The sequence below is a fragment of the Spongiactinospora gelatinilytica genome, from assembly GCF_003236385.1.
In the GTDB taxonomy this organism is placed as follows: Bacteria; Actinomycetota; Actinomycetes; order Streptosporangiales; family Streptosporangiaceae; genus Spongiactinospora; species Spongiactinospora gelatinilytica.
Genome location: NZ_POUA01000068.1, coordinates 1 through 25,003 on the forward strand (window position 1 = coordinate 1; position 25,003 = coordinate 25,003).

A 25,003-nucleotide genomic window follows, 5' to 3' on the forward strand; every position below is an offset into this window, starting at 1 on the left:
CGGGCAGGGCGCACGCGGATCGGCGTGGTCAGCCCCCGGCCACCTGCGCGCAGCGCTGCACGGCGGCGAGCCGGACGTCCCACGGGGTGCGGGACTTGGCCGAGATCATCATTCCGACCGCGGACGGGGTCAGCCGGTCGGCGAAGTCGAGGGCGGCGGCGAGGTCGAGCGGGGTGTCGTCCCAGCGGTTGTGGCACACCGAGTCGGTGTACGGCGGGGGGCCCGCCGTCGCGCCCACGACCTCGTCCACGAAGACCCCGTAGAGGATGAACTCGGAGATGTGCAGGTGCGAGTTGAAGGCGTCCATCCAGTGCCGCCCGGTGACCTTGGTGATGCGTTCCTGCATCTCCCGCACGAGGGCCGGGTCCCAGAAGTTGAGCGAACTGACGTAATCGGGGAGCGGCAGCGCCCGGGTGGCGGGCAGGCCCAAAAGGCCGCGCGCCGCGTGGTGCCACTTGATGTGCCGGTCCATTCCCGCGTGTACGCCGTCCTCGACCCGGTAAAGGCTCAGCCGGTCGTCGGTGGTGAAGTTCTCCGCGTGGGTCGGCCGCACCAGCACGACGTCGGAGTCGAGCAGCAGCGCCACATCGGCGTCCACGTTCGCGGCGGCGGCTATCTTGAGCGCCTGCTGGATGACCCAGCCGCGCACAGGTGGCCATGGTCTGCGCAGATTGGCCCACAGTCCGCTGCGAGGAACGCGGACATAGCGGCGGGGGAGGAGCTCGGGTTCGGTCCAGATCCGGCAGCGCGGGCCTGCGAACCTGGCGAACACCGCCTGGTCCGCGGTGGGCACGATCACATGGTGGACGGTGTCTTCTGACGTGTGGTGGAGCACGGACCGGTGGAGCTCGCCGAAAAGCTCCGAGTCCGGTCCGTAGCTCGGGGTGATGACCGCCAATTTCCTGCTCACGGGTATCCCGCTCCCATCCCTGCCGGAGGGTACGAATAAGCGCCCCCGATTCACTGCCGTCACTTCTTCTACCGCCTGCGCGAGGTTTCGGCAACGGGCGTCTTGGAACGTGCCAGGAAACGTTACGCTACAAGCGGTTTTCGGCCCCTCGGAGCGCTGCGCCGGAACGACTCGGCGGGCGCTGGAGCCCATAGTGCTCGCGAAGTGTGGAGCTCTCGTATTCGGCCCGGAACAGGCCCCGTTTCCGCAGAATGGGGACCACGTGGTCGGTGACCGCGTCGAAGCCGCCGGGCAGGTACGGCGGCATGATGTCGAACCCGTCGGCCGCGCTGCCGGGACCGCCGCGTCGGAGAAGAGGCCGAGCAGGCCGTACAGGACGATGCCGACGAGGATCACGTCGGTCTGCCCGTACGCCCGAGCCAGGTCCATCATGTAGCCGATGCCGCTGGTGGAGTTGATCAGCTCCGCCACCACCAGGTGCAGCCAGGAGACGGTGACCGCGAACCGCATGCCGGGCAGGAACCCGGGCAGCGCTCCCGGCAGCACGACCCGCCGGATGAACGCGGCCCGTCCGAGGCCGACGGTGGCGGCCAGCTCCACGTAGCGGCTGTCGATCGCGCGCAGTCCGTTGTGGGTGTGGACGTAGATCGGGACCAGTACGCCGAGCGCGATCACGGTGACCTTCATGACCTCGCCGATGCCGAGCCAGAGGATCGGCAGCGGCATGATGGCCAGGGCCGGGATCGCCCGTTTGATCTGGACCGGGCCGTCGATCAGCGCCTCGCCGTACCTGCTCAGGCCGGACAACAGGGCCAGCGCCACCCCGCCGGGCACGCCGATGGCCAGGCCGAGGCCGACCCGGCGCACCGAGGCGAGCAGGTTCTCCTGGAGGCGGCCGTTCTCGATCAGCTCGATGGTGGTGGTGATCAGCGTTCAGGGGGCCGGGAGCACCCGGGGGTCCAGCCCGCCGGTGAGTGACCCCACGCTCCACAGGGCGAGCAGCAGTCCCGGCCCGATGAGCAGGCCGAACCTGATCGGCCTGCCGGGGCCGAGCCGGCGCCGGGCCGCGCTCGGGGATGTCCGCGGCGCGGCGGCCGGGGCGGTGGGGTGAGCAGCGAGGTGGCCATCAGACGCCCTCCTTCAGGGCGTCGGCGCCGACGGACTGGTAACGCAGGTCGTAGAGGTCCTTCGCGTTGATCACTTCGTTGCCGGTGTCGGCGGCCAGCAGCTCGATGGTCTCCTGGTGGCGGGCGATGGCATCGCGAGGCGACGATCTTGACCGGCAGCCCGGTCCAGGTCGCGTGGATGGGCGGGATCTCCGCGACGGCCCCCACGTCGAGCGCGTCGGCCCGGAACGCCTCGGTGGTCTGCGGGCCGCCGCTGATGTTGGCCCACTCGACGGGAAGGAGAACTTGCCGATCTGGCCGGACAGTTGCAGGGCGACCTTGGTCTGCGGGTCACCGATGGTCAGTTTGGTCCCCTGCGGGACCTTGGTGGGCAGCGCGGCGTCCGGCGCCAGGCCCTGCGCGGCCTGCCCGGCGCCGCCGCCGCACGCGGCCAGGAGCGCCAGGATCGGTACGGCGAGCGTGGCCCGCAGGCCGGCCGTTTCACGCGGAGGGTTACCCGGGGTAGTGCAGGCATGCGTCATCGCCCTTCGACGCGCGGGGGAACAGGTACGGCTGGACGGGTCAGGCAGGGACGGCCCGGAGCGGAGGGAGTTCCGCTACCACGGGCGGTGACATCGCGCGCTGATGGCGTGGCCGAGATCGATGTGGTGCGACGGGTCAAGCGAACGCCTTGACTCATGGCGTTCACGCTAGGACGGACCTACCTATAAATCAACATTTCCTACAGCATTTGCATGAAATGTCTCGGCCGCTTCAGTCGAACAGCCGCAACCGGTGCGCCAGCGCGGCGGCCTCGCCGCGCGAGGCGACGCCGAGTTTGCCGAGGATGTTGGAGACGTGGACGCCGGCCGTCTTGACCGAGATGAACAGCTCGCCGGCGAGTTCGCGGTTGCTCCGGCCGGCCGCGATCAGGCGCAGCACCTCCAGCTCGCGCGAGGTGAGGCCGTGCGCGTCGCCGCCCGGCCGGGCCGCGACGCCGATCCGCCGGGCCAGCCGGTCGATCTCGGCGGCCAGCGGGCGGGCGCGCAGCGACCCGGCGATCTCGGCGGCGCGGGCCAGCCGTACCGCCGCGCCGTCCCGGTCCGAGGCGGCGGCACACGCCTCCGCGGCCCGGGCCAGCGCCTCGGCCAGCGGGTACGGCTCACCCGCCGCCTCCCACGCGGCCACCGCCGCCTCCCAAGCGGGAAGATCGCCCACCCCGGCCGCCTCCGCGGCGAACGCCACCTTGCGAACCGCCCAGAACGGCGCCCCCGCCGGCACATCCCTGGCGACCTCCACCAACGCCCTCCGCAACGCCGCCGCGGAGGTTTGTTCCCGGCGCGGATCCCGGCCATGGCCCGCCGCCACGGGATCTCGCGTACCGTCCGCCGCCGCGGCCGGCGGATCCTGGCGAAGATCTCGGCCGCGTCCCGCCGCCGCGCAGGCTCGCATCGCGGAGTGCAGGATCGGCCACAGGTACCACGGGTTGCCCGTTGGGCCGAAGCGGTCGAGGGCGTCCTGGGCCGTGGCGAGGGCGCCCGGAATGTCGCCCTCGGCCGTTCGGTGGTCGATGAGCAGGCACGCGTACGCCCCGGAGCCGAACCGGCCGAGCCGGGCGGCGAACCGGCCGAGTTGTTCGGTCAGGGCGTTCAGCAGTGGCGTTTCGCCCCTGGCCAGGGCCACCTGGGCGCGGAAGATGAGCATCTGCCCGCGCAGCGGCGGGTTGGGGTCCAGCCGCATCGCCTCCTCGTAGGAGGCGGCCAGGTCGTCCCAGCGCCCGAGGGCGAACTGCGCCTCGATCAGGTTGCCCGCGATGTAGCCGCCCCCGGCGCGGATCTGCCCGAGGCGGTGCGCCAGGGTGATGCCCTCCCGCGCGGTCGCGATCGCCTTGGCGTACCGGCACCTCAGGATGAGCTGCGCGGAGAGGTTGACGAAGGCGCGCAGCAGCCTGCGAGCCGAGCCGCCCTGCTCGGCCATGCTCCGCGAACCCTCCAGGGCGTCGCTCGCCGAGGCCAGATCGCCCTTGACCGCCGCGACGAACGCGCTGGTGGTGAGGGCGTCGGCGGAGGCCGCGGCGTCGCCGAGCCGGGCGGCGAGCGCGACCGCCTCCTCGATCATCGCGTGCCCGGTCTCGGTCTCGCCGATCTCGGTCAGCTCCCCGCCGAGCAGGGCCAGTACCGAGGCCCGCACCGGCCCCGCCCCCGGCACGAGGCGTTCGGCGGCGCGCAGGTCCGTGAGCGCGCCCGGCCCGCCGCCGAGGGACCGCAACCGCGCGCGTTCCAGATGGACGAGGGCCTTGCGCTCGGGCTCGGCGTCGCCGTCCAGGGCGTCGATCGCCGCCGAGGCCAGGCGCAGCCCCCGGTCGGTCTCGCCGCACGCGTAGGCGGTCTCGGCGGCGCGTTCGAGCACGGCGGTGTGGTCGGCGCCGATGCGCGTTGCCGCGCCGGGCACGCGTTCCCACAGTTCGAGGACCAGTTCCAGCATCTGCAGGCCCTCGGCGTAGGACAGGGCGGCGGCGCACTCGGCGGCGGCGTCCCAGGCCGCGAGCAGCGCGCGTTCGTTGTCGTGCGCCGCCGCCCAGTGCGCGGCCAGCTCGGCGCTCGGCCGGCCGCCCGTGCCCAGCGCGGGATTCGCGGCCAGCGCCTCGGCGTAGCGGCGGTGCAGCGCGGTGCGCTCGCCGGGCAGCAGCTCGCCGCGTACGGCCTCGCGGATCAGGGCGTGCCGGAAGGCGTAGCCGTCCACGTCGGTGACCAGGACGTTGCCGGTCACCGCCGGGCGCATGCGGTCCGACAGCGCCGTGTCGTCCAGCCCGGTGACGGCGGCCAGCAGGGCGTGCCCCGCGCGGTCGCCCGCGACGGTGGCCACCCGCAGCACCCGCTGGGTCTCCTCGGGGAGCCGCTGGACGCCGGAGAGCAGAAGATCGCGCAGCGACTCCGGCAGGTCGTCCGCGGGCGTGCCGTCCGGGCCCAGCGCGGCCTCCACGAACAGCGGGATGCCCTCGCTGCGGGCGTGGACCAGCTCCGCCAGCGCGGGATCGGCCGCGTGCCCGAGCAGGCCGCCGAGCTGGGCGGCGACCTCGGCGCGGGTCAGCCGGGGGAGTTCCAGCCGGGTGACGATGCCGACCCTGGACAGTTCGGCCAGCAGCGGGCGCAGCGGGTGGCGGCGGTGCAGGTCGTCGGCGCGGTAGGTGACCGCGAGCAGGACGCCCACGCCGTGCAGGTTGCGGGTCAGGAAGCTCAGCAGGTCGCGGGTGGAATGGTCGGCCCAGTGCGCGTCCTCCACGATCAGGACGGCCGGCCGGTCGGCGGCCAGCCTGTCGAGCAGCGCGAGGACGTGCTCGAACAGCCGCATCCGCGCGATGTCCCTGTCGGTCTCGGCGGGCGGCGTGCCCAGTTCGGGCAGCAGCCGGGACAGGTCGCCCGCCGAGTCGTGCGGCAGCAGCGCGGTGGTCCCCTCGGGCCCGAGGTCGCGGACCAGGCCGCGCAGCGCGGCGGTGAACGGCGCGTACGGCAGGCCGGAAGAACTCAGCTCGACGCAGCCCCCGGACAGCACCAGCGCCCCCGCCTGCTCGGCGCGGGCGGCGAACTCGCTGGTCAGCCGGGTCTTGCCGACCCCGGCCTCGCCGCCGATCAGGACGACGCGCGGGTCGCCCTCGCGGGCCTGGCCGAGCGCGCCGAGCAGTACGGCGAGCTCGTGCTCACGTCCGGCGAAGACGGGGCTGACCTGGTGGAGGGGCACAGGCCCACAAAATACCGCCTTTCATGCCCTGTCCCTAAAGCCAGTCGCGGCGTTTGAACACCTGGTAGAGCAGGATGCAGGTGCTGATCACCGCGATCGTCGAGACCCAGAACCCCCAGGGCTGCTCCGACCCCGGATAGGGGACGTTCTGGCCGTAGAAACCCGTGATCATGGTGGGCACCGCGATGATCGCGGCCCAGCTCGTGACCCGTTTCATGATGTCGTTGAGCCGGTAGCCCTGGAGCGTCAGGTGGGTCTCCCTGATGTTGCCCACCAGCTCGCGCAGCGACTCCGTCCATTCGCTCACCCGCAGCACGTGGTCGTAGACGTCCTGGTAATAGGGGGCCATCTCAGGGCGGACGATGCGCAGGTCGCAGCGGATCACACCGCTGACCACCTCGCGCATCGGCTGGATCACCCGGCGCAGGGTGACCAGGTTCTTGCGCAGCTCGAACAAGCGGCGCTGCAGTTCGTGCCGGTCCGCCGTGGGCTGCTCGGAGAAGAGCTGGTCCTCAAGCGTCTCGACCTCGTCGTCGAGGCGTTCCGCCAGGGTGAAGTGATCGTCCACGACGCGGTCGAGCAGGCCGTGTAACAGGAACGCGACCCCATGGGCGGCCCGCTCCTTGGCCTGGTCCCACCGCTCGGTCACCTCGCCGATGTCGAAGTCGTCGTTCTCGCGTACGGTGACCAGCGCGTTCTTGGTGACGAAGATCGATATCTCGGTCATTTTCAGCGGGCCCTGCCGCGGGCGCGCATGGTAGACGGTGAGGAAGAGGTGGGTCGGGTAAGTGTCGATCTTGGGGCGCTGGTGCTCGGACAGTACGTCCTCCACCGCCAGCTCGTGCAGACCGAGTTCCTCACTGATCACCGTGAGCTCTTCCGGCTTGGGCGCGCAGAGGTCGAACCACACTGTGGCGGCGGGGTCGGCGATGTGGTCGGACACGTCGGCGACGGGAAATCCCTCCGCCTGGAGCACACCGTCGCGGTAGAGCCGTGTATGCGACATGTCCGCCCACAATAGTCTCGTCTTGTGTGCCGGGTCTGGGGTGCCGCCGGCCTCGCGCGCGTGGCGCTTCGGACATGCTCCTTGCCCGGATCGGCCCCGCGAAATCTGGAGCTCCGAGTAACGATCCGAACACCCGATGTGATGATCGCCGTGGGTCGGGGTAGGACCGGGCAGACGTCCCCCCGTCAGCTGGAGCCCCGCATGCATCGCACGGTCCTGGCCGCCGTCACCGAACGCCCCGACGCCGACTCGGCCCTCGCCGAACAGCTCCGGCGGATCCGCGCGGCGATGGAAGAGCTGGACCTCCAGACCCGCTGGACGTACCGGGCGGCCGACGCGCTCGCGGTGGCCGGCTCGGACGCCTCGCTCGCCGCGGTGCTCGTGGCGTGGGAGCTGCCCGAGGCGCAGCGGGTGCTGGAGGCGGTGTCCAGGCGGTTTCGCGGGCTGCCCGTGTTCTTGATGACCGAGGAGGCGGAGCTTCCGCTGTGGGTGTACGAGGTCATCCAGGGCTACGTTTTCCCGCTTGAGGACACCCCCGACTTCATCGCGGGCCGGATCGCCCACGCGGCCGACGGCTACGCCGAGCGCATCCTGCCCCCCTTCTTCGGGGCGCTGCGCCGCCTGGACGACCACCACAGATACTCCTGGCACACCCCGGCCCACGCGGGCGGCGTGGCGTTCCTGAAGTCGCCGGTCGGCCGGGCGTTCTTCGACTTCTATGGCGAGCACCTGCTGCGTACCGACCTGTCCATCTCCGTCCCCGAGCTGGGCTCACCGCTCGACCACACCGGGCCGATCGGGGCGGCCGAGCGCAACGCCGCCAGGATCTTCTCGGCCGACCGCACGTTCTTCGTGGTCAACGGCAACTCCACGGCCAACCGCATCGTCGGCCACCACACGGTCGCCCGCGACGAAACCGTGCTGGTCGACCGCAACTGCCACAAGTCGATCCAGCACGCGCTGACCATCAGCGGCGGGCGTCCGGTCCATCTGGTCCCCGAGCGCAACGGGCTCGGGCTGGCCGGGCCGATCCCACCGGCCGCGCTCGCCGCAGAGAGCGTACGCGAGCGCGTCGCCCGCCACCCGCTCGCGTCCGGCGAACCGGCCTGCGCGGTGATCACCAACTCCACCTACGACGGCCTGTGCTACGACGCGGTGCGGACCGCCGAGCTCCTCGGGCAGAGCGCGCCGAGGGTCCACTTCGACGAGGCGTGGTTCGCCTATGCCCGGTTCCATCCGCTGTACCACCGCCGGTACGGCATGGCGGTGGACGAGCGCTCGCTGCCGGGGCCGGGCCGCCCGACGGTGTTCGCCACCCAGTCCACCCACAAGCTGCTCGCGGCCCTGTCGCAGGCGGCGATGCTGCACGTACGCCCCGCCGAGCGGGCCCCCGTCGATTACGACCGGCTCAACGAGACCTATCTGATGCACGCCTCCACCTCGCCGCTCTACCCGATGATCGCCTCCCTCGACGTGGCCGCGGCGATGATGGACGGCCCGGCCGGTCCGCACCTCGCCGGGGAGGCGATCATGGAGGCGGTCCGGTTCCGGCAGGCGATGGCGCGGCTGGCCGCCCGGATCCGCGCCGACCGCGGCCGTCCCGACTGGTTCTTCGGAGCCTGGCAGCCCCCCGAGGTCACCGATCCGGCCACCGGCCTGACGACGCCCTTCGCCGACGCCGACCCCGCGCTGCTGTGCGCCGAGCCCGAATGCTGGACCCTCGCGCCCGGCGCGGCCTGGCACGGCTTCGACGGGCTGACCGACGGCTTCTGCCTGCTCGACCCGGTCAAGGTCACCATCACCTGCCCCGGTGCCGACGCGCAGCGGGGCACCCAGGAGTGGGGCATCCCGGCCCGGGTGGTGGCCGCCTACCTGGAGCGGCGCGGCATCGTGGTGGAGAAGACCGGCGACCACACCCTGCTGGTGCTGTTCTCGATGGGCATCACCAAGGGCAAGTGGGGCACGCTGATCGACGCGCTCACCGACTTCAAGAAGGCATACGACGACAGGCTGCCGCTTGAGGAGGTGCTGCCCGGCTTCGGCCCGCCCGGGGTCTCGCTGCCCGGCTACTGCACCGCCGCGCACGCCAAGCTGCGCGACTCGGGCCTCGGCGACCTGCTCGACCAGATCTTCACCACCCTGCCGGAGCCGGTGATGACCCCGGCCGACGCCTACCAGGCGCTGATCCGCGCCCGCACCGAGCGGGTGCCGCTGTCCGGCCTGCCGGGCCGGATCGCGGCGAGCACGGTCGTCGTCACACCGCCGGGCGTCCCCATGCTGATGCCGGGCGAGTCGGCCGGGCCCGCCGACGGCCCGCTGCTGCGCTACCTGCGCGCCCTTGAGGACTTCGACCTGGCCTTCCCCGCCCTCGCCAGCGACATCCACGGCGCGCACCGCGACGACGCGGGCCGCTACCGGATCGAGGTCATGGCCGCCGGCCACGCTGACCTATAGGTAAGTACCCAACATGAAAGTGGGTACTTGCAGCTCCGGCAGCGTGTCCACCAGGCTGAACCCCGGATCTGACGAACGGGGGACATGGACATGACGAAGACCGCGGTCACCGTGCTCGGGCTCGGCGCGATGGGACGGGCGCTGGCGGAGGCGACGCTCGCCGCGGGCCACCCCACCACGGTGTGGAACCGCTCGGCGGACAAGGCCGCCGATTTGGTGGACAGGGGCGCGGTACGAGCCGCCACGGTCGCCGAGGCGGTCGGGGCCGCGCCCGTGGTGATCGCCTGCGTGCTCGACCAGCCGGTGCTGTGCGAGATCCTGGACCCGGCCGCGGACGCGCTGGCCGGGCGGGCGCTGGTCAACCTGACCAACGGCACTCCGGATGAGGCCCGCCGGATGGCGGAGTGGGTGGCCGGCCACGGGGCCGACTACCTGGACGGCGGGATCATGGCGGTGCCGCCGATGATCGGCGAGCCGGGGGCGCTGATCCTCTACAGCGGGTCGCGAGAGGTGTTCGACCGGCACCGGACGGTGCTCGACGTGCTCGCGGAAGGCGACCATCTGGGGGCCGATCCGGGGCTCGCCGCCCTGTACGACCTCGCCCTGCTCGGCGGGATGTACGGGATGTTCGCCGGGGCCCGGCACGCCGCCGCCCTGGTCGCCACCGTGGGCGGCGACCCGGTGCGGTTCGTCGAGCAGCGGCTCGTCCCGTGGCTGAACGCGGTGATGCCCGCACTGTCCGGGTCCGCCGAGGCCGGCGATCCGGCGGACTCGCCCGTGGCCATGCAGCGGATCGCCATCGCCAACATCATCCGCGCCTCCCGCGAGCAGGGCTTGCCCGCCGACCTGCTCGCCCACCTGCTGGCCCCGATCGCCCCGCCCACCGACCCCCAGATCACTGACGACGTCCGGCGTCTGGCCGACCTCACGATCGGGTAGCGAGGTCAGTCCTCGGTGCCCATGGGGGCTCGGGCGGCCAGGGCGGCGGTGACGGTGAGCATGGCCGCGCTGAGCCCGAACACGCCGAGCACGCTGGTGACCCCGGCGACGGCCCCGGCCGCCCCCGGGACGACCACCTGGCCCAGGCGGTTGCCGGTGAGGCGCAGGGCCAGGGCGGTGCCGCGTTCGCCGGGCCGGGCGCGGCCGGCCACCCAGGACAGGGTGAGCGGCTGGCCGATGCCGAGCGCGAAGCCCATCACCGCGACCACGGGCACCGAGGCCGCCAGCCCGCAGAACGGGAAGGCGGCCAGGGTGACGGCGGCGGTGACCGTGCTCGCCACCAGGACCGGCCGCCGGCCGTACCGGATGATCAGCCGTTCCATGGCCAGCCGGCTGGTGAGGGTGGCGCAGGCGCGCAGCGCCAGCAGCCAGCCCACCGCCACCACGCCGATGCCCTGCTCCTGGCCCCAGGCGGGCAGGTAGGCGACCACCAGATCGACGGTGGACACGGTGGCCATGCTGGTCACCATGGCCTGCCACATGCCCGGTCGATGCAGGGTGCCCAGCAGGGGCGCCCGCCCGTCCGTGTCCGGGCGGCGTGGAGCGTTCCCCGAGGCGACGCGCAGCGTGCCCACTCCCGCGGCCACGCCGAAGGCCGCGCCGACCATGAGCGCGCGGGTGGTGCCGTCGCCCGTGCCGCCGCTCGCGACCAGCGCCGCCGCGGGCGGGCCGATGAGCTGCCCGAGCGAGGTGAACACCGTGAACAGTCCGTACGCGCGGTCATGCCCGTGTACCGAGACCCGGTTGGCGATGATCGCCTGCTGCGCCACCACCGAGCACAGGTGACCGAGCCCGAACAGCGCGTTCAGCAGCACCAGCGCCCACAGCGAGCGGGCCACGGTGAGCGTCGCCGCGCTGCCCGCGATCAGTACCGCGCCGAGCACCGCCGCCGCGCGCTCGCCCGAGGCGTCCACCCAGCGCCCGACCGCCACCGCGAGGAACAGCGGCAGCACCGCGAACCCGGCGGTGATCAGCCCGATCCCGAGGTTGCCCGCGCCGATCTCGATGGCCCGGTAGCTGACCATCGGCCGGGTCGCGAACGTCGCGGCCTGGACGCACACGGCCACCACCATCAGGGGCGCGAACCACCCGCGCGCCCATTCCCGGCTCACCGGCCACGCCTCGCCGGATCACCGCAGGAGCGGACTGCCGGTCGGTTCCGGTGGACCTCCGGCGTCATGCGCCCGCCGGCGCGCGGCGCGTGCGGATCGGGGCCGCCGCCGGGTGTGACCGAACGAGACGACGGTGTCCGGCTCCGGGAGGACAGGCCGCGCCAGCGGAGACCTGATATGCCGCCATACGCGCCCCCTCTTTCCGACAATGGCCCCGTATGCCCTCATGCATACACGTATCCCGCCCGCTGATCGCCGCCGGGGGGTGACGGAGGGCGCGCGGGGGCCGGGCATCGGCAATATCTGATCTTGTATCCGATGAGGCATCGGTTTCTCGGTGCCGGGCGCCGCCGTTGCGCGAAGAGCGGTCCTACAGCGGGCAGATGGTGTTCCGTGTGGGAAGCGTGTTCACCGTCGCGGCCATCGCCGACAAACCCCGGCGGCGAAGTCGAGCGGCGCGCGGCCGCCGGTACGGCCGGGCCATAATGCCCGACTCCCGGCCCGCGACTTGTTCTCCGGGCACGCATGACCTCCCACCCGCATTGTGCCTGACGCACAACAGATTTGAAGCGACAAAGAACGCAGGACGGGATTGAAGAGCCATTATACCTCCTCATATGGCGGGTATAGCCTTTGTTCGGCCGCCGGCCCGGACACGCAGAAACCCTCTCCCGGGGTAGGGAGAGGGTTTCGGGGGTCCCTGCAAGAGACAGATCACGAGGGCGGGCGGACACCGAACCCCGTTCCGGGTGGGGCGTGCCGGCTACCGCCTCGTCCATTCGCCGGAGTCTTCGCCACATCTGCGTCGCAGGGTCGCTGCAACGCCGAATGCGGACGCGCTGACACCGGTTTCCTGCGGAGTCGCGTCGTGCTGCTGAACCCTTTCGGCCTCAAGTCCGCCGGCCGGGCCTGGTGCGTGCGGTGCCACACCCGCTGACCAGGTACTTCGCCACCATGTCGGGCCTGGTCCGAGGCCGCCTATGCGCACTTCCGGCCGGGCCGGGTGACCGGTCGAAAGGGTCAGTGCGCGGCTTCGTACTGCTCGACGATGGTGGAGGCGATCCGGCCACGCTCGCTTACCGAGAGCCCGTGCTGCTTGGCCCATTCCCGGATCTCCTTGGACCTTTGCCGCGTCATTGCGGGGGTCAGACCCGACCCGGCCCTGACCCTGCGCCCCGGCCGTTCCCGGCGCACCGGGCGAGCGGCGTTGATATAAGGGGCGAGTGCCTTGCGAAGGTGCTCCTCGTTCTTCTCGGACAGGTCGATCTCGTACTCATCGCCATCCAACCCGAACTTTGTGGTACTAGTAGCCTCGCCACCGTCGAGGTCGTCGATGAAGATCTCTCTAATCTGCTTAGCCATGACTACTAACTCCACGGATGTCTGTCTGATGTTGCGGGTACTATAGCACCCTTACGATCTGCTGCCCGTTTTTTGCTCACAGTTGTCTCGCCAACAGTTCCGGTAGGACCGGGATCCCCTATGAAACAGGCGTATCGGCAGGCCGGAACTGTCGCCAGAACTGCTTGTCACCAAGCGCGACTTTCTTCCGGGCTATAGTCCGCGATCTCTATGGGCGGCCCGCCATTGGGGTGTCACTTGAACACCGTGGTCACGATCGGCGGGGCGAGTCGCCATCGGCCGGAAGCGGAGTCCGCGCCCGGGTGCCGGCCTGCGGCTCGCGGGCACGGCCGATGCACGGAACGTGACCATGGCGGGGCGCATTGTGCCGCGGGGGAGTGAAGAGGGGCCGGGGCGACGGGCGTGGCGCGGGCGGTGTGCGTCACCGGCCCGGCGGGAGCCCGCGTACGGCCGGCCGCGCCGGAAAAAGCAGGAGCCGCCGCGTGCGGGGGATCACGCGACGGCTCCCAAGGGTGATCGCACATGAATGGCCATGGCCACCCGGGCGTCTCGGTGGAGCGCCTTTCGTGGCCGCCATTTACAGGACCAGAGTAAATCCTCCGATCGGATTTATCGACCCCTCTCCGAATTTTTTTGCCGGTGAGCCGGCCGTGCGCGCTCCGGCGGGCGGCGCGCCGAGATCGTGCCGAGAATCGCTTTCACAAGTGCCGGCGGCCGGTGAATCCGGTGAGCGGCCGGTCGTTCGCGGTATGGTCCTGCCAGCGGAGATCGGGCGGCGTGACCGGTCGGCCCCCGGCACTGGGAATCGCACCCGCCGGGCCCGGTCCTGGAACGCGGGCGGCCCGCTCCGCACCATCGTGGGCGTACGGCGCTGAGCACGCGCTATGCGGGTCCGCCGATGATTTCCGAAGGGGCCGGCATTGGTGGCGAGGCCGTCCATCGGCGTGCGGCGAGGCGGGCGATGCGGCGGGCGCCGCGCGGCCCGGCGGGCCTGAGGAATGTGGCCCACCCGGGTGGCGCGGGGTGCCGCTTCCGGCGGTGAATGCTGTACCTTCCCTCTGCTGGAGGGTTTTCCGCCCGGCCGTACCTCTAATACACCCGGCCATCGCATGATTCGAAAGAATGCCGGCGAGCGCCCGCCCCACCGGCTCCTCGACCGGTGGGGCGGGCGCTCTGGTAAACCATCCGGGCGGCGGCCATATGCAGAGAGCATCCGCCGCGATAGCGCAATGGTTTCCGGGATTTTTTTGTCGGCCTTGCCGCCGTACGGGTCAGCGGAAGCTGCGCAGCCGCAGGCTGTTGCCGACCACGAAGACCGAGGAGAAGGCCATCGCGGCTCCGGCGATCATCGGGTTCAGCAGACCGCCCGCGGCCAGCGGCAGGGCGGCCACGTTGTAGGCGAACGCCCAGAACAGGTTTCCCTTGATCGTCCGCAGCGTGCGCCGGGACAGCCGGATCGCGTCCGGGGCGACCCGCAGGTCACCGCGGACGAGCGTCAGGTCCGACGCCTCGATCGCGGCGTCGGTGCCGGTGCCCATGGACATCCCCAGGTCGGCCTGGGCCAGCGCGGCGGCGTCGTTGACACCGTCGCCCGCCATGGCCACGACCTTGCCCTCGGCCTGCAGCCGCTTGACCACGTCCACCTTGTCGGCGGGCAGCACCTCGGCGATCACCTCGTCGATCCCGACCTCGGCGGCGACGGTCTTGGCGACCGCCTCGTTGTCGCCGGTCAGCAGGACCGGCGTGAGCCCGAGGCGGCGCAGCCCGGCGATCGCCTCCGCGCTGGTCGGCTTGACCGCGTCGGCCACCACGAGGATGGCGCGGGCCTTGCCGTCCCAGCCGACGGCCACCGCCGTACGACCGCTCGCCTGGGCCTCCGTGAAGGCCCGCTCCAGCTCCGCCGGCAGGTGCTGGGACCACTCGGCCAGCAGCCGGGGCCGCCCCACGAGCACCGCGTGCCCGTCCACCACGCCCTGCACGCCGAGCCCTTCGATGTTGGCGAAGTCGCTCACGGTCGCCTCGGAGCCCGCCGCGCGGGCCACGGCCTGGGCGATCGGGTGCTCTGACGCGCCTTCCAGCGCGCCGGCCAGGCGCAGTACCTCCGCGCGGTCCTCGCCCTCGGCGGTGTGGACCTCGGCCAGTGTCATCCGGCCCTCGGTGACGGTGCCGGTCTTGTCCAGCACGATCGTGTCGACCGCCCGGGTGGACTCCAGCGCCTCGGGACCCTTGATCAGGATGCCGAGCTGCGCGCCCCGGCCGGTGCCGACCAGCAGCGCGGTCGGGGTGGCCAGGCCCAGTGCGCACGGGCAGGCGATGATCAGCACCGCGACGGCCGCGGTGAACGCCGCCCCCGCGCCGCCCCCGGTGCCCAGCCAGAACCCGAGCGTGCCCACGGCCAGCGCGATCACGATCGGCACGAAGACGCCGGAGATCCGGTCGGCCAGCCGCTGGACCTTGGCCTTGCCGGTCTGGGCCTCCTCCACCAAGCGGGCCATCTGGGCGAGCTTGGTGTCGGCGCCGACGCGCGTGGCCCGCACGACGAGCCGGCCGCCCGCGTTGACGGTCGCGCCGGTCACCGCGTCGCCCGGACCCACCTCGACGGGGACCGACTCGCCGGTCAGCATCGAGGCGTCCACGGCGGAGGAGCCCTCCTCGATGACGCCGTCCGTGGCGATCTTCTCGCCCGGCCGTACGACGAAGCGGTCTCCCACCGCGAGCCGGTCGGCGGGGATGCGGGTCTCGACGCCGTCGCGGAGCACCGCGACGTCCTTGGCCCCCAGTTCCAGCAGCGCCCGCAGCGCGGCCCCCGCGCGGCGCTTGGCGCGGGCCTCGAAGTAGCGCCCGGCCAAGATGAACGCGGTCACCCCCGCCGCGGCCTCCAGGTAGATGTTGCCCGACCCGTCGGTACGCTCGATGGCGAAGGAGAACGGGTGGGTCATGCCCGGAATGCCCGCCGTGCCGAAGAACAGCGCCCACAGCGACCAGCCGAGCGCGGCGATGGTGCCCATGGACACCAGCGTGTCCATGGTCGCGGCGCCGTGCCGCAGGTTGGTCCAGGCGGCGCGGTGGAACGGCCAGCCCGCGTAGACCACGACCGGCGCGGCCAGCGTCAGCGACAGCCACTGCCAGTGGGTGAACTGCAACGGCGGGATCATCGCCATCGCGATCACCGGCACGGCCAGCACCACGGCGGTGATCAGCCGCTGCCGCAGCGGGCGCAGCCCATCGGGCTCCTCCTGCTCGCCGGCCTCTCCGGCGGCGGGCTCGGGGGCGGGCAGCGCCGCGCCGTACCCGGCCTTCTCCACCTCGGCGACCAGCGCCTCGGGCTCGATGCCCGGGCCGAAGGTGACCTTGGCCTTCTCGGTGGCGTAGTTGACCGTGGCGGTCACGCCGTCCAGCTTGTTGAGCTTGCGCTCGATCCGGTTGGCGCAGGAGGCGCAGGTCATGCCGGAGATCGAGAGTTCGACGGCGTTCTGCGTGCCGTCGGTGACAGAGGACATCATCTTCTCCTTTCCGGCTCAGTGCCCGTGCCCGGGCGATTCAGCCGATTCCTTCGGCTTGGGCGACTCGGCCCCTTCGCCGGGAGCCGCCCGCACGGTGAAGTCGGCCGTGCGCACCTTGCCCTTGTGCTGGAAGTCCAGGAAGAGCCGGTAGTCGCCGGTGCTCGGCACCTCGGCGTAAAAGGCGATCTCCGGCCCCGCCGCGCCGGACTCCTCCGGGTGGACGTGCAGGTAGGCCAGGTCGCCCGCGCGCAGTGCCACCAGGTGACCATAGGCGCCGAGGTAGCGCTCCAGGTCGGTGACGGGCGTGCCGTCCTTCTCGACCCGCAGCGTGAGCTTCGAGGCCAGGCCGGGGGTCAGCTCGCCGTCCAGGGTGATGGTGTAGCCGTCCACCTGCGCGGTACGGCTCGCGGCGGGCAGCGGGGCGGGAGCGTAGTCGCCCGCCGCGCCGAGGTCGATGCCGAGGGTCATCCCCAGGTAGCCGCTGGGCACGAAGTCGGCGAACGCCCGGTAGGAGCCGCCCTTCGGCAGGGTCAGCGGTATCGACCACTCGCCGCCCTTCTGTACCGGGTGCAGGTGCTGGAACTCGGTCAGATCCCGGGAGACGACGATGAAGTGCATCTTCTTGTCGTGGTTCACGTCGAACTCGGTCACCGGGCGGCCGTCGGCCCCGGTCACGGTGAATCGGAAATCGGTTGCCTCGCCCGCCTTCAGGGCGGTCGACACGGGTGTCAGGGTGAATCCGTTCTCGGACACCTGGAGCCCCCCGGGGGTATCGCCGGAACTCTCGTCCGCTTGCTCATGCGTGTGTTCGCCGGCCGGCTCGCTCGCGTTCTCGCCCGCGTGCGAATCGGTATGCGTCTTGGCGGGAGGGGGCGCGCCGGACCCGGCCAGGCCGCCCAGCCCGAGCGCGCCGCCGAACACGACCACCAGCCCGGCGGCGTAGACGCCCAGCTTCGCGGCGGCGTTCACGACGCCTCCGCCGCGCTCGCCAGGCTGTAACCGGCCACCGTCACGGCCGCGCCGATCGCGGAGTCGTCCGCCGGGCCGTCACTGTGCACGGTCAGCAGCCCGGTGGGCAGGTCGACCTCCACCCCGGTCACCCCAGGGACCTCGGAGACCTCCTCCTTCACCGAGCTGACGCAGTGTCCGCAGGTCATTCCGATCACGGTGTAGGTGGCGGTGCTCATATTCGACGACTCCTCTTTCGGTGCGGCGTGAATCGGGGGCGGGTCAGGAACGAACAAGGCGGGCGATCGCATCGGACGCCTCCTTGACCTTGGCGTCGGCCTCGGCGCCGCCCTGGGCGACGGCGTCGGCGACACAGTGCGCCAGGTGCTCCTCCAGTAGGGAGAGCGCGAAGGACTGGAGTGCGGAGTTGGCCGCGGAGACCTGTGTGAGGACGTCGATGCAGTATTTGTCGTCCTCCACCATGCGGGCCAGGCCGCGCACCTGCCCCTCGATGCGCCGCAGCCGCCGCAGATGGTCATCCCTGCGCGGAGTGTAACCGGCCATCACTCCCCCTTTCGTCCGTTCGTTACGCTCAACACCTTACCCCCCTAGGGTATTCCGGCCGCAAGCCGGTCCCCGGTACGAATCCGACGAGCCTCAGCGGGCCGCTCGGCCGAGCGTGCTCTCCCGGGGGACCAGCCGATGACCGACCTGGATCTCGCGCGCCGGACCGGTCGCGGCTCCGTCCAGGCGAGTGGCCAGCAGTCCGACCGCCTCGCCGGCGATGCGCCGCTTGTCCGGGGCGACGGTGGTCAGGGACGGCGTGCCGTACCGGCCGTCGTCGATGTCGTCGAACCCGGCCACCGCGACCCGGCCGGGCACCTCCACCCCACGTTCGTACAGCGTGCGCAGCGCGCCCAGGGCGAGCAGGTCGTTGCCGCAGAAGACGGCGTCGGGAGGTTCGGGGGAGTCGAGCAGGCGGGCCATCGCCCGCGCTCCGTCCGCGCGCAGGTATTCGTCCACGGGGGCCACCAGGTCGGCGTGGACGGGCAGCCCCGCCTCGGTGAGCGCCTGACGGTGGCCGAGCAGCCGCAGCCGGGCGGTCTCGCCCGCCGCGTCGTGCCGCGCGCCGATCGCGGCCACCCGGTGGCGGCCGAGCCCGATCCGGTGCGCGGTCGCCTCCCTGGCCGCCGCCACGTTGTCCACCGCCACGTGGTCGGCCGAACCCGGCCGGACGCGCTCGCCGAGCAGCACCATCGGCGTGTCGTCGGAGCGCGCCGCCAGATCCTCGGGGCCGAGCGCGAGCGGGCTGAAGATCAGCCCGTCGATCAGGTGCGTCCGCAGGCCGGAGGCGACCCGGAGTTCGCGTTCGCGTTCGCCGCCGGTCTGGTCGATCAGCACGGTGAGCGAGCGCTCCTCGGCGGCGGCCACCACCAGTCCGGCCAACTCGGCGAAGTAGGGGATGCGCAGGTCCGGTACGGCCAGCGCGATGATCCCCGAGCGCCCGCCGCACAGGCTGCGGGCCGAGGGGTTGGGCCGGTAGTTCAGCTCCGCGACGGCCCGCTGGACCCGGGCGCGGGTGGCCGGTGCGACGTGGACGTAGCCGTTGACCACGTTGGACACGGTCTTGACCGACACGCCCGCGAGCCTGGCGACGTCCTTCAGCCCCGCGCGCCGCCCGGCCTCGCCCGCTTCCCGACCCATGCCCCGCCTCCGGTGCCGTCGTCCCATGGGACGGGCGCAGCCTACAACGACGCGTCGGAGAACGTCAGGCCGAAGGTCACCGGCCCGGCCCGCAGGCGGTGGCGGGGCGACACGCCGGGGCCGCAGGCGGCCGTGCCCAGGCCGTGCTGGGCGAGGTCCAGGTTGAGGTGTACGGCGTCGCCCGGCGTCAGGTCGGTGGGGTGGCGGGCGGCGTCGAGTTCCTCGCTGGTCCACCGGCGCACGGTCAGCCCGAAGACCGGGTCGCCTTCGATGCGCAGCCTCGCGCCGGGCGCGGCGAGCACGGCCCACCGCACGCCGGCCCGGTGACCGTTCTCCTGCGGGAAGACGTACGGGGTCTGCATCTGCTCGACGGTCATCGCGTACCTGCCGATCCGGGCGGCCCGGAAGCTGTCGGGGTACGCCTCGCCGGGGCCGCCGCCGTACCACTCGACCTCGCCGAACGTGGCGGGCAGCGCGAGGCGCAGGCCGATCCGCGGCAGTGGGAGGTCCCACTCGCCGCGCGGCTCGGCGGTGACCGTGAGCCGCAGCCGATCGCCGGTCAGGGCCTGCCAGTGATAGGTGGCCCGCATGGCCCGGTCGTGCCCTGCCGCGGCGGCCACCGTGCGGACGGTCAGCTCGCCGGCCGCGCGCTCCACGCCGACCACGCGGTGCCGCAGCCGGTGCAGGCCCGCGCGCCGCCAGAGCTCGGCGTCGGGGGCGGGGCCGCCGGCGTCGTTGCCGGTCGGGGCCCGCCAAAGGTCCAGGCGCGGGCCGCTGACCAGGTGTACGCCGCCGATGCGCAGCAGCCGTCCGTCGTCGCCGAACACCCCGGGGCCCGGCGCGGCGAGCGCGCGGGCTTCCGCCGGCCTGGCGGGGGCGATGCGGCCCTGTCCCCAGGCGACCTCGTGCCCGGCTCGCGCCCAGGGCTCGTCGGCCGCCAGCACCGCGCGGACGGTCAGCCACGTCTCGCCTTCGGTACCGGGCAGCGCCGGAACGGGCGTCTCGGCCCGGCCACCCGCAGCGACCGGGGGCACGTCGAGCGCGCCCCGCGCGACCATGACCCCTTCCTCCTCCAGGGTCCACACGAACGCCAGGTGGGCGAGGTCGCGGAAGTCGTGCAGGTTCTCGATCACGATCGGCCCACCGGCGTTGATCGTGATCCGCACCGGCTCGACCACCTTCTTGAACTCCAGCAGCCCCGGCGAGGGCGTCCGGTCGGGGAAGACCAGCCCGTCGATGACGAAGGGGCCGTCGTGCGGGTCCTCGCCGAAGTCGCCGCCGTACCCGAAGCCGTACTCCGGATGCGCGAGCCCGTGGTCGATCCACTCCCACACGAAGCCGCCCTGACAGCGCGGGTAGGTGTGGAACAGCTCCTGGTACTCCGAGAGCAGCCCCGGCCCGTTGCCCATCGCGTGCGCGTACTCGCACAACACGAACGGCAGGCCAGGATGGTGATCGCCCCGCCCGATCCGCTCGACCTCCTCCACCGGCGCGTACATCCGGGAGCGCACATCGACGCAGGCGCCGTCCTGGTCGGGCTCGTAGTGGATCGGCCGCGAGGGGTCGCGCTCGCGCGTCCACCCGGCCATCGCCCGCAGGTTCTCCCCGGTCCCCGACTCGTTGCCGAGCGACCACATGATCACGCTCGGGTGGTTCTTGTCGCGCTCGACGGTGCGGCGCATCCGGTCGAGCAGGGCATCGCGCCAGCGCGGGTCGGCACTGGGATTGCCCCGCCAGCCCACCCGGGCGAACCCGTGGGTCTCCAGGTCGCACTCGTCGATCACCCACAGGCCGTACTCGTCGCACAGGTCCAGGAACCGGGGGTGCGGCGGGTAGTGGCTGGTGCGGACGGCGTTGACGTTGTGCCGCTTCATGGCCAGGACGTCGGCGAGCATGGTGGCCTCGTCCAGCGCGCGCCCGGTCCGGGGGTGGAACTCGTGCCGGTTGACCCCGCGGAACAGCACGCGCTCGCCGTTCACTTTGAGCAGGCCGTCCTCGATCGCGACGGTCCGGAAGCCGATGCGCAGCGGCACGTGCTCGCCGCCGCACCGGAGTACGCCGTCGTAGAGGCGGGGGACCTCGGCCGACCACGGCTCGACCCCGTCGATGCGCAGGTCATCGGGAGCGACGTCGGTCAGGCCGAGTCCGGCGACGGTGAGAGTCGCCGGGGCGGAGGTCTCGATCCGCAGCCTGCCCTGGCCGGTGCGGTGGTCGTAGCCGGCGTGGACGAAGAAGTCGCGGAGGGTCGGCGGCGCGAGCACCGCCACATCGCGAAATATCCCGGACAACCACCACATGTCCTGGTCTTCCAGGTAGCTCCCCGGAGACCACTGGTGTACCCGTACGGCCAGCACGTTCCGCCCCGCGACCAGCGCGCCCGACACGTCGAACTCCACCGGCAGCCGGCTCCCCATGGAAAAGCCCAGCTCCCGGCCGTTGAGCCAGGCCCGGAAGCAGGAGTCCACCCCCTCGAAGCGCAGCACGCCGCCGCGCCCGGCCCACTCGGCCGGCACCTCGAATTCCCTGCGGTAGTCGCCCGTCGGATTCTCGTCGGGGACGAACGGAGGATCGAGCGGAAAGGGGTAGACCACGTTCGTGTAGGCGGGATCGCCGTGGCCGTGGAGCTGCCACATGCCGGGGACGGGAATCGCGTCCCAGCCGGAGAAGTCCGCGTCGATCGGCGTGCCCGCGGCCGTGGGGGAGAGGCGGAACCGCCACGGCCCATTGAGGTCGACGCGGGGAGACGTGGCGGTGAACGCGGCACGCGGCCCGAGCCGGCCCGCCCCCGGCGCGAACCCGGCGAGGTAGTCCGTCACAGCGGCAGCCTACCCACGCCGATCCGGGCCTCCGGTGAACGCGGCAGGTCAGCGAGTGGACTCGCGCACCACGAGCGTGGCCGGGACGGTGAGCACGCCGCCCTGCGGAGGCGCGCCGCCGATGGCGTCCAGCAGGTACCGGGCGGCCGTCCGGCCGATCTCCGTCAAGTTCAGATCGACGCTGGTCAGCGGCGGACGCGCGCCGAGCGCCATCGGCTCCCAGTTCTCGAACCCGATCAATGCCACGTCGTCGGGCACCTTCCTGCCGTGTTCGCCCATCGCCTCGGCGACCCCGCGGGCGATCTGGTCGCTGCCGCAGACGACCGCGTCCACGTCGGGTCGGGCGCGCAGCAGGATGCCCGCCGCCTGCCGTCCCCACTCCTCGCTCCACTCGCCGAACAGCGGCTCCGCCACGGGCCGCAGCCCGGCCTCGGCCAGCGCGCCGGTCAGGCCCGCCGCCCGCTGCCCGGCCGCGAGGAACCGCCGGGGCCCGGTGATGTGCCCGATCCGGCTGCGGCCGGCCGCCAGCAGGTGGCGTACGGCCAGCGCGCCGCCCCCGCGGTCGTCGGGCACCACGGAGAAGTCGCCGGGACCGGCCGACCGGCTGACCGTGTGGACCACCGGAACCGGCAGATCACCCAGCCCGTGCCGGGTCTCGGCCCGGCGTCCGGTCGTCACGATGCCCTCAACCCGGCGGGCCAGCAGGCGCTCGACGTGGTGCCGCTCCCTGATCGGGTCGTCGCGGGTGTCGCAGGTGAACATTGAGATCTCCTCGGGGGCGAGGAAGTCTTCGACGCCGAGCATCACCGGGACGCTGAACCGGCTGAAACCATCGCAGGCGATCAGGGCGATCGTGTGCGTACGGCCCGCCAGCAGGCCCTGGGCCAGCGGGTTGGGCCGGAACCCGAGCCGGTCGGCCACCGCCGACACCCGCGCCCTGGTCTCGGCGCGCAGCTTGCCGCGGCCGTTCAGCACCTTGGAGACCGTGCCGATCGATACCCCGGAGGCCGCCGCCACGTCGCGGATCGTCACCACCCGCGGCCGGTCCGGCCGCTCTTCCAGATCTGACACCCGTTCGCCCTCCGTGGCGGGGTTTCGTGGCGGGTCGTCCCCGACGGTCGATGCTAGCGCGGGCCGCCGTCCCGGCCCCGCCGGGCGATGCCCGGTTATTCGATGGCATGCCGGCACTCGGGGGATTACCGTTGTCACGTGGTGAGGGTGCGAAAGGAGAGGGTCGTGAGCTGCACGTCCCCTTGGCCGTACGGCCGTGCCCTCCGGCGGAGTCGCGGGTAGCGATTCGCGGTGCCGCCGGGGGAGCGCTGTGCGCCAGGCGGCTCTTCTCGGCTTGTTCCGGTCGCTGTCCGGCCTGCCGGCAGGGAGTGGCGTCCCCCGGGCGGACCTGGACGCGACCACGCCCCGGGCCCGGCGCCACGCCACGCCGGTACCCGGGGCAGGCCGTCACCCGGACATTTCTGTACTTTCGGCCGGTATGCCCGCCGGATGTTCACTTCTACGCTGATCGCCGTGAACGTGCGGGACCGGGCCGTCCAGGTCGACATCGGGCTCGGGGCGGTGTTCGCGGCGGCGCTGGCGTTCCAGGCGTCCCGGATCGCGGAGAGCTGGGGCGGCGGCCACTGGGTGCCCGGCTGCGCGGCGGGCACGGCGGTCTGCGTGATCGCCCTCGCCCGGCGGCGCGAGCGGTGCTGGGCGGCGGCGGCCGGAGCGGCGGTGGCCGTGGTCGCGATCCTGGCCGCCGGGCTCGGCGGGCAGCCCGCCGAGCCCGGCCCGGCGATGGCGCTGGCGCTGGCCGTGCTGGTCGGTTCGGCGGTGCGGGCGCTGCCCGTGGGCCAGGCGGTGGCCGTCGCGGGCGGTGGCCTCGCGGTCGCCGCCGGGGCGCTCGCCGCCTTCGCCGACAGCGCCGTGCCGATACTGAACGCCCTGGCCTGGGTGGCCGCCGTCGCGGCCGGGATGTGGCCTCGGTACCTCGCGGGCCGCAGCCGCGCCGCGGCCGATCGGATACGCCGTGACGAACGCCTGCGCCTGGCCAGAGAACTCCACGACGTCGTCGCCCACCACATCACCGGCATCATCTTGCAGGCGCAGGCGGCCCAGGTGCTCGCCCGCAGGCGGCCGGAGGAGGTCGAAGGCTCCCTGGCGGCCATCGAGGCCGTCGGCGCGGGCGCGCTGGCCGCCACCCGCCGGGTGGTCGGGCTGCTGCGCGACGCGGCACCCGGCAGCGCCGAACACGGCTCCCCCGGCGAATTGGCCGAGCTGGTCGATCGCTTTGACGGCCGTGGCGCGGAGGTCACCGCGCGACTGCCCTCCGGCGACCCCGGATGGCCGCCGGAGGTGGCCGGCACGGTCTACCGGGTCGTCCAGGAATCGCTCACCAACATCGCCCGGCACGCTCCCGGCGCCCGGTCGGTCGTGGTCGGCGTGGCGCAGGACGCCGGCTCGATCACCGTGGAGGTCACCGACGACGCGCCCGGGCCGGTCCGCGCGGCCCGGCGCGCCGGGCACGGCCTGATCGGCATGCGGGAACGCCTGGAAGCCCTCGGCGGCACCCTCCGCGCGGGGCCCGCCGATGGGTGCGGCTGGTCGGTCGTGGCCACGCTGCCGCTGCGCGGGCCACGATGAGCGTCAGCGTGCTGGTGGCCGATGACCAGGCGATGGTCCGCGCCAGCCTGCGGGTCATCCTGGAGGACCAGCCCGGTTTCAGCGTGGTCGCCGAGGCGGCCGACGGCGCGGAGGCGGTCGAACTGGCCCGCCGGCTGCGCCCGGACGTCTGCCTGGTGGACATCCGGATGCCCCGCCTGGACGGCATCGCGGTCACCCGGGCCCTGGCCGGGCCGGGGATCGCCGACCCGCTCAAGGTGATCGTGGTGACCACCTTCGACCTGGACGAGTACGTCCACGGGGCGCTGACCGAGGGCGCGGTGGGCTTCGTGCTGAAGGACGCGGGGCCGGGCGTGCTGGTGGAGGCGGTGCGGGCGGCGCACGCGGGCGACGCGCTGATCTCGCCGTCGGTCACCGTGCGCCTGCTGCGCCACCTCGCCGTCGCCACGGCCCCCGCCGCCCGCCCTCCGGACCCGAACCTGACGGACCGCGAACTGGAGGTCGTGCGGGCCGTGGCCAGGGGGCGCACCAACCAGGAGATCGCCGCGGCGCTGTTCATCTCGCTGAGCACGGTCAAGGGGCACGTGGCGAGCGTGATGTCCAAGCTCGGCATGCGCAACCGCGTCGAAGTCGTCGCCTGGGCCTGGGAGAACCGCCTCCTGCCGCCGCGCTGATGCCGGGTCAGGGATGGAGCTCGCGGGCGGCGGCAGGAGGCGGTTCTCCCAGGCC

At 72.6% G+C, this 25,003-nt stretch carries 17 protein-coding genes; 4 read left to right on the forward strand and 13 right to left on the reverse strand.

Annotation, left to right across the window (positions count from 1 at the left end; translation table 11 throughout):
• Positions 1–28: 28 nt before the first annotated feature.
• From C1I98_RS46330 to C1I98_RS11650, 4 genes are all read right to left on the reverse strand, one after another.
• Positions 29–1,777, reverse strand: a complete 1,749-nt coding sequence (locus tag C1I98_RS46330; RefSeq protein ID WP_438672076.1) for a DUF6492 family protein — start codon at positions 1,775–1,777, stop codon at positions 29–31.
• 259 nt (positions 1,778–2,036) lie between these two features.
• Positions 2,037–2,558 (reverse strand): hypothetical protein, encoded by a 522-nt coding sequence (locus tag C1I98_RS42805; RefSeq protein WP_199536876.1) that lies wholly within the window; start codon positions 2,556–2,558, stop codon positions 2,037–2,039.
• Between the two features lie 232 nt (positions 2,559–2,790).
• Complete coding sequence (locus C1I98_RS11645; RefSeq protein ID WP_111167180.1) at positions 2,791–5,754, reverse strand: helix-turn-helix transcriptional regulator; 2,964 nt, start codon at positions 5,752–5,754, stop codon at positions 2,791–2,793.
• Positions 5,755–5,788: 34 nt separating this feature from the next.
• Positions 5,789–6,760, reverse strand: a complete 972-nt coding sequence (locus tag C1I98_RS11650) for a magnesium transporter CorA family protein (protein WP_111167181.1) — start codon at positions 6,758–6,760, stop codon at positions 5,789–5,791.
• 201 nt (positions 6,761–6,961) lie between these two features.
• On the opposite strand from C1I98_RS11650, the gene C1I98_RS11655 reads away from it, so the two are divergent.
• Both C1I98_RS11655 and C1I98_RS11660 read left to right on the forward strand, forming a co-directional pair.
• On the forward strand, positions 6,962–9,214 hold the full coding sequence (locus tag C1I98_RS11655; RefSeq protein ID WP_111167182.1) for an Orn/Lys/Arg family decarboxylase: 2,253 nt from the start codon (positions 6,962–6,964) through the stop codon (positions 9,212–9,214).
• 90 nt (positions 9,215–9,304) lie between these two features.
• Positions 9,305–10,153 (forward strand): NAD(P)-dependent oxidoreductase, encoded by an 849-nt coding sequence (locus C1I98_RS11660; protein WP_111167192.1) that lies wholly within the window; start codon positions 9,305–9,307, stop codon positions 10,151–10,153.
• Between the two features lie 5 nt (positions 10,154–10,158).
• Here C1I98_RS11660 and C1I98_RS11665 read toward each other — a convergent pair whose 3' ends face one another.
• The 9 genes from C1I98_RS11665 to C1I98_RS11705 form a co-directional block, all read right to left on the reverse strand.
• A complete protein-coding gene (locus tag C1I98_RS11665; protein WP_111167183.1) occupies positions 10,159–11,325 on the reverse strand; it encodes an MFS transporter in 1,167 nt (388 codons plus the stop codon).
• Positions 11,326–12,345: 1,020 nt separating this feature from the next.
• On the reverse strand, positions 12,346–12,687 hold the full coding sequence (locus C1I98_RS11670; protein WP_111167193.1) for a histone-like nucleoid-structuring protein Lsr2: 342 nt from the start codon (positions 12,685–12,687) through the stop codon (positions 12,346–12,348).
• Between the two features lie 1,271 nt (positions 12,688–13,958).
• The gene (locus C1I98_RS11675; protein WP_111167194.1) at positions 13,959–16,187 is read right to left on the reverse strand and encodes a heavy metal translocating P-type ATPase; all 2,229 of its coding nucleotides are present in this window, start codon (positions 16,185–16,187) and stop codon (positions 13,959–13,961) included.
• Positions 16,188–16,205: 18 nt separating this feature from the next.
• The gene (locus tag C1I98_RS11680; protein ID WP_111167184.1) at positions 16,206–17,159 is read right to left on the reverse strand and encodes a DUF8832 domain-containing protein; all 954 of its coding nucleotides are present in this window, start codon (positions 17,157–17,159) and stop codon (positions 16,206–16,208) included.
• A complete protein-coding gene (locus C1I98_RS11685; protein ID WP_111167185.1) occupies positions 17,156–17,377 on the reverse strand; it encodes a heavy-metal-associated domain-containing protein in 222 nt (73 codons plus the stop codon). The genes C1I98_RS11680 and C1I98_RS11685 overlap by 4 nt, the downstream gene beginning before the upstream one ends.
• Positions 17,378–17,420: 43 nt before the next feature.
• Positions 17,421–17,702 (reverse strand): metal-sensitive transcriptional regulator, encoded by a 282-nt coding sequence (locus tag C1I98_RS11690; RefSeq protein WP_111167186.1) that lies wholly within the window; start codon positions 17,700–17,702, stop codon positions 17,421–17,423.
• 93 nt (positions 17,703–17,795) lie between these two features.
• Positions 17,796–18,842, reverse strand: coding sequence for a LacI family DNA-binding transcriptional regulator (locus C1I98_RS11695; protein ID WP_111167187.1), 1,047 nt, complete (start codon positions 18,840–18,842; stop codon positions 17,796–17,798).
• Between the two features lie 41 nt (positions 18,843–18,883).
• Positions 18,884–21,658, reverse strand: a complete 2,775-nt coding sequence (locus C1I98_RS11700; RefSeq protein ID WP_111167188.1) for a glycoside hydrolase family 2 TIM barrel-domain containing protein — start codon at positions 21,656–21,658, stop codon at positions 18,884–18,886.
• A 48-nt stretch (positions 21,659–21,706) separates the two neighbouring features.
• Positions 21,707–22,729: a LacI family DNA-binding transcriptional regulator gene (locus C1I98_RS11705; protein ID WP_111167189.1), complete on the reverse strand. Its 1,023-nt coding sequence runs from the start codon at positions 22,727–22,729 to the stop codon at positions 21,707–21,709.
• Positions 22,730–23,158: 429 nt separating this feature from the next.
• Between C1I98_RS11705 and C1I98_RS11710 the strand changes: the two genes are divergently transcribed.
• Positions 23,159–24,295 carry a sensor histidine kinase gene (locus C1I98_RS11710; RefSeq protein ID WP_111167190.1) on the forward strand — a complete coding sequence of 379 codons (1,137 nt, stop codon included), beginning with the start codon at positions 23,159–23,161 and terminating at the stop codon, positions 24,293–24,295.
• Complete coding sequence (locus C1I98_RS11715; RefSeq protein WP_111167191.1) at positions 24,292–24,948, forward strand: response regulator; 657 nt, start codon at positions 24,292–24,294, stop codon at positions 24,946–24,948. Before C1I98_RS11710 ends, C1I98_RS11715 begins: the two co-directional genes overlap by 4 nt.
• Positions 24,949–25,003 lie beyond the last annotated feature (55 nt).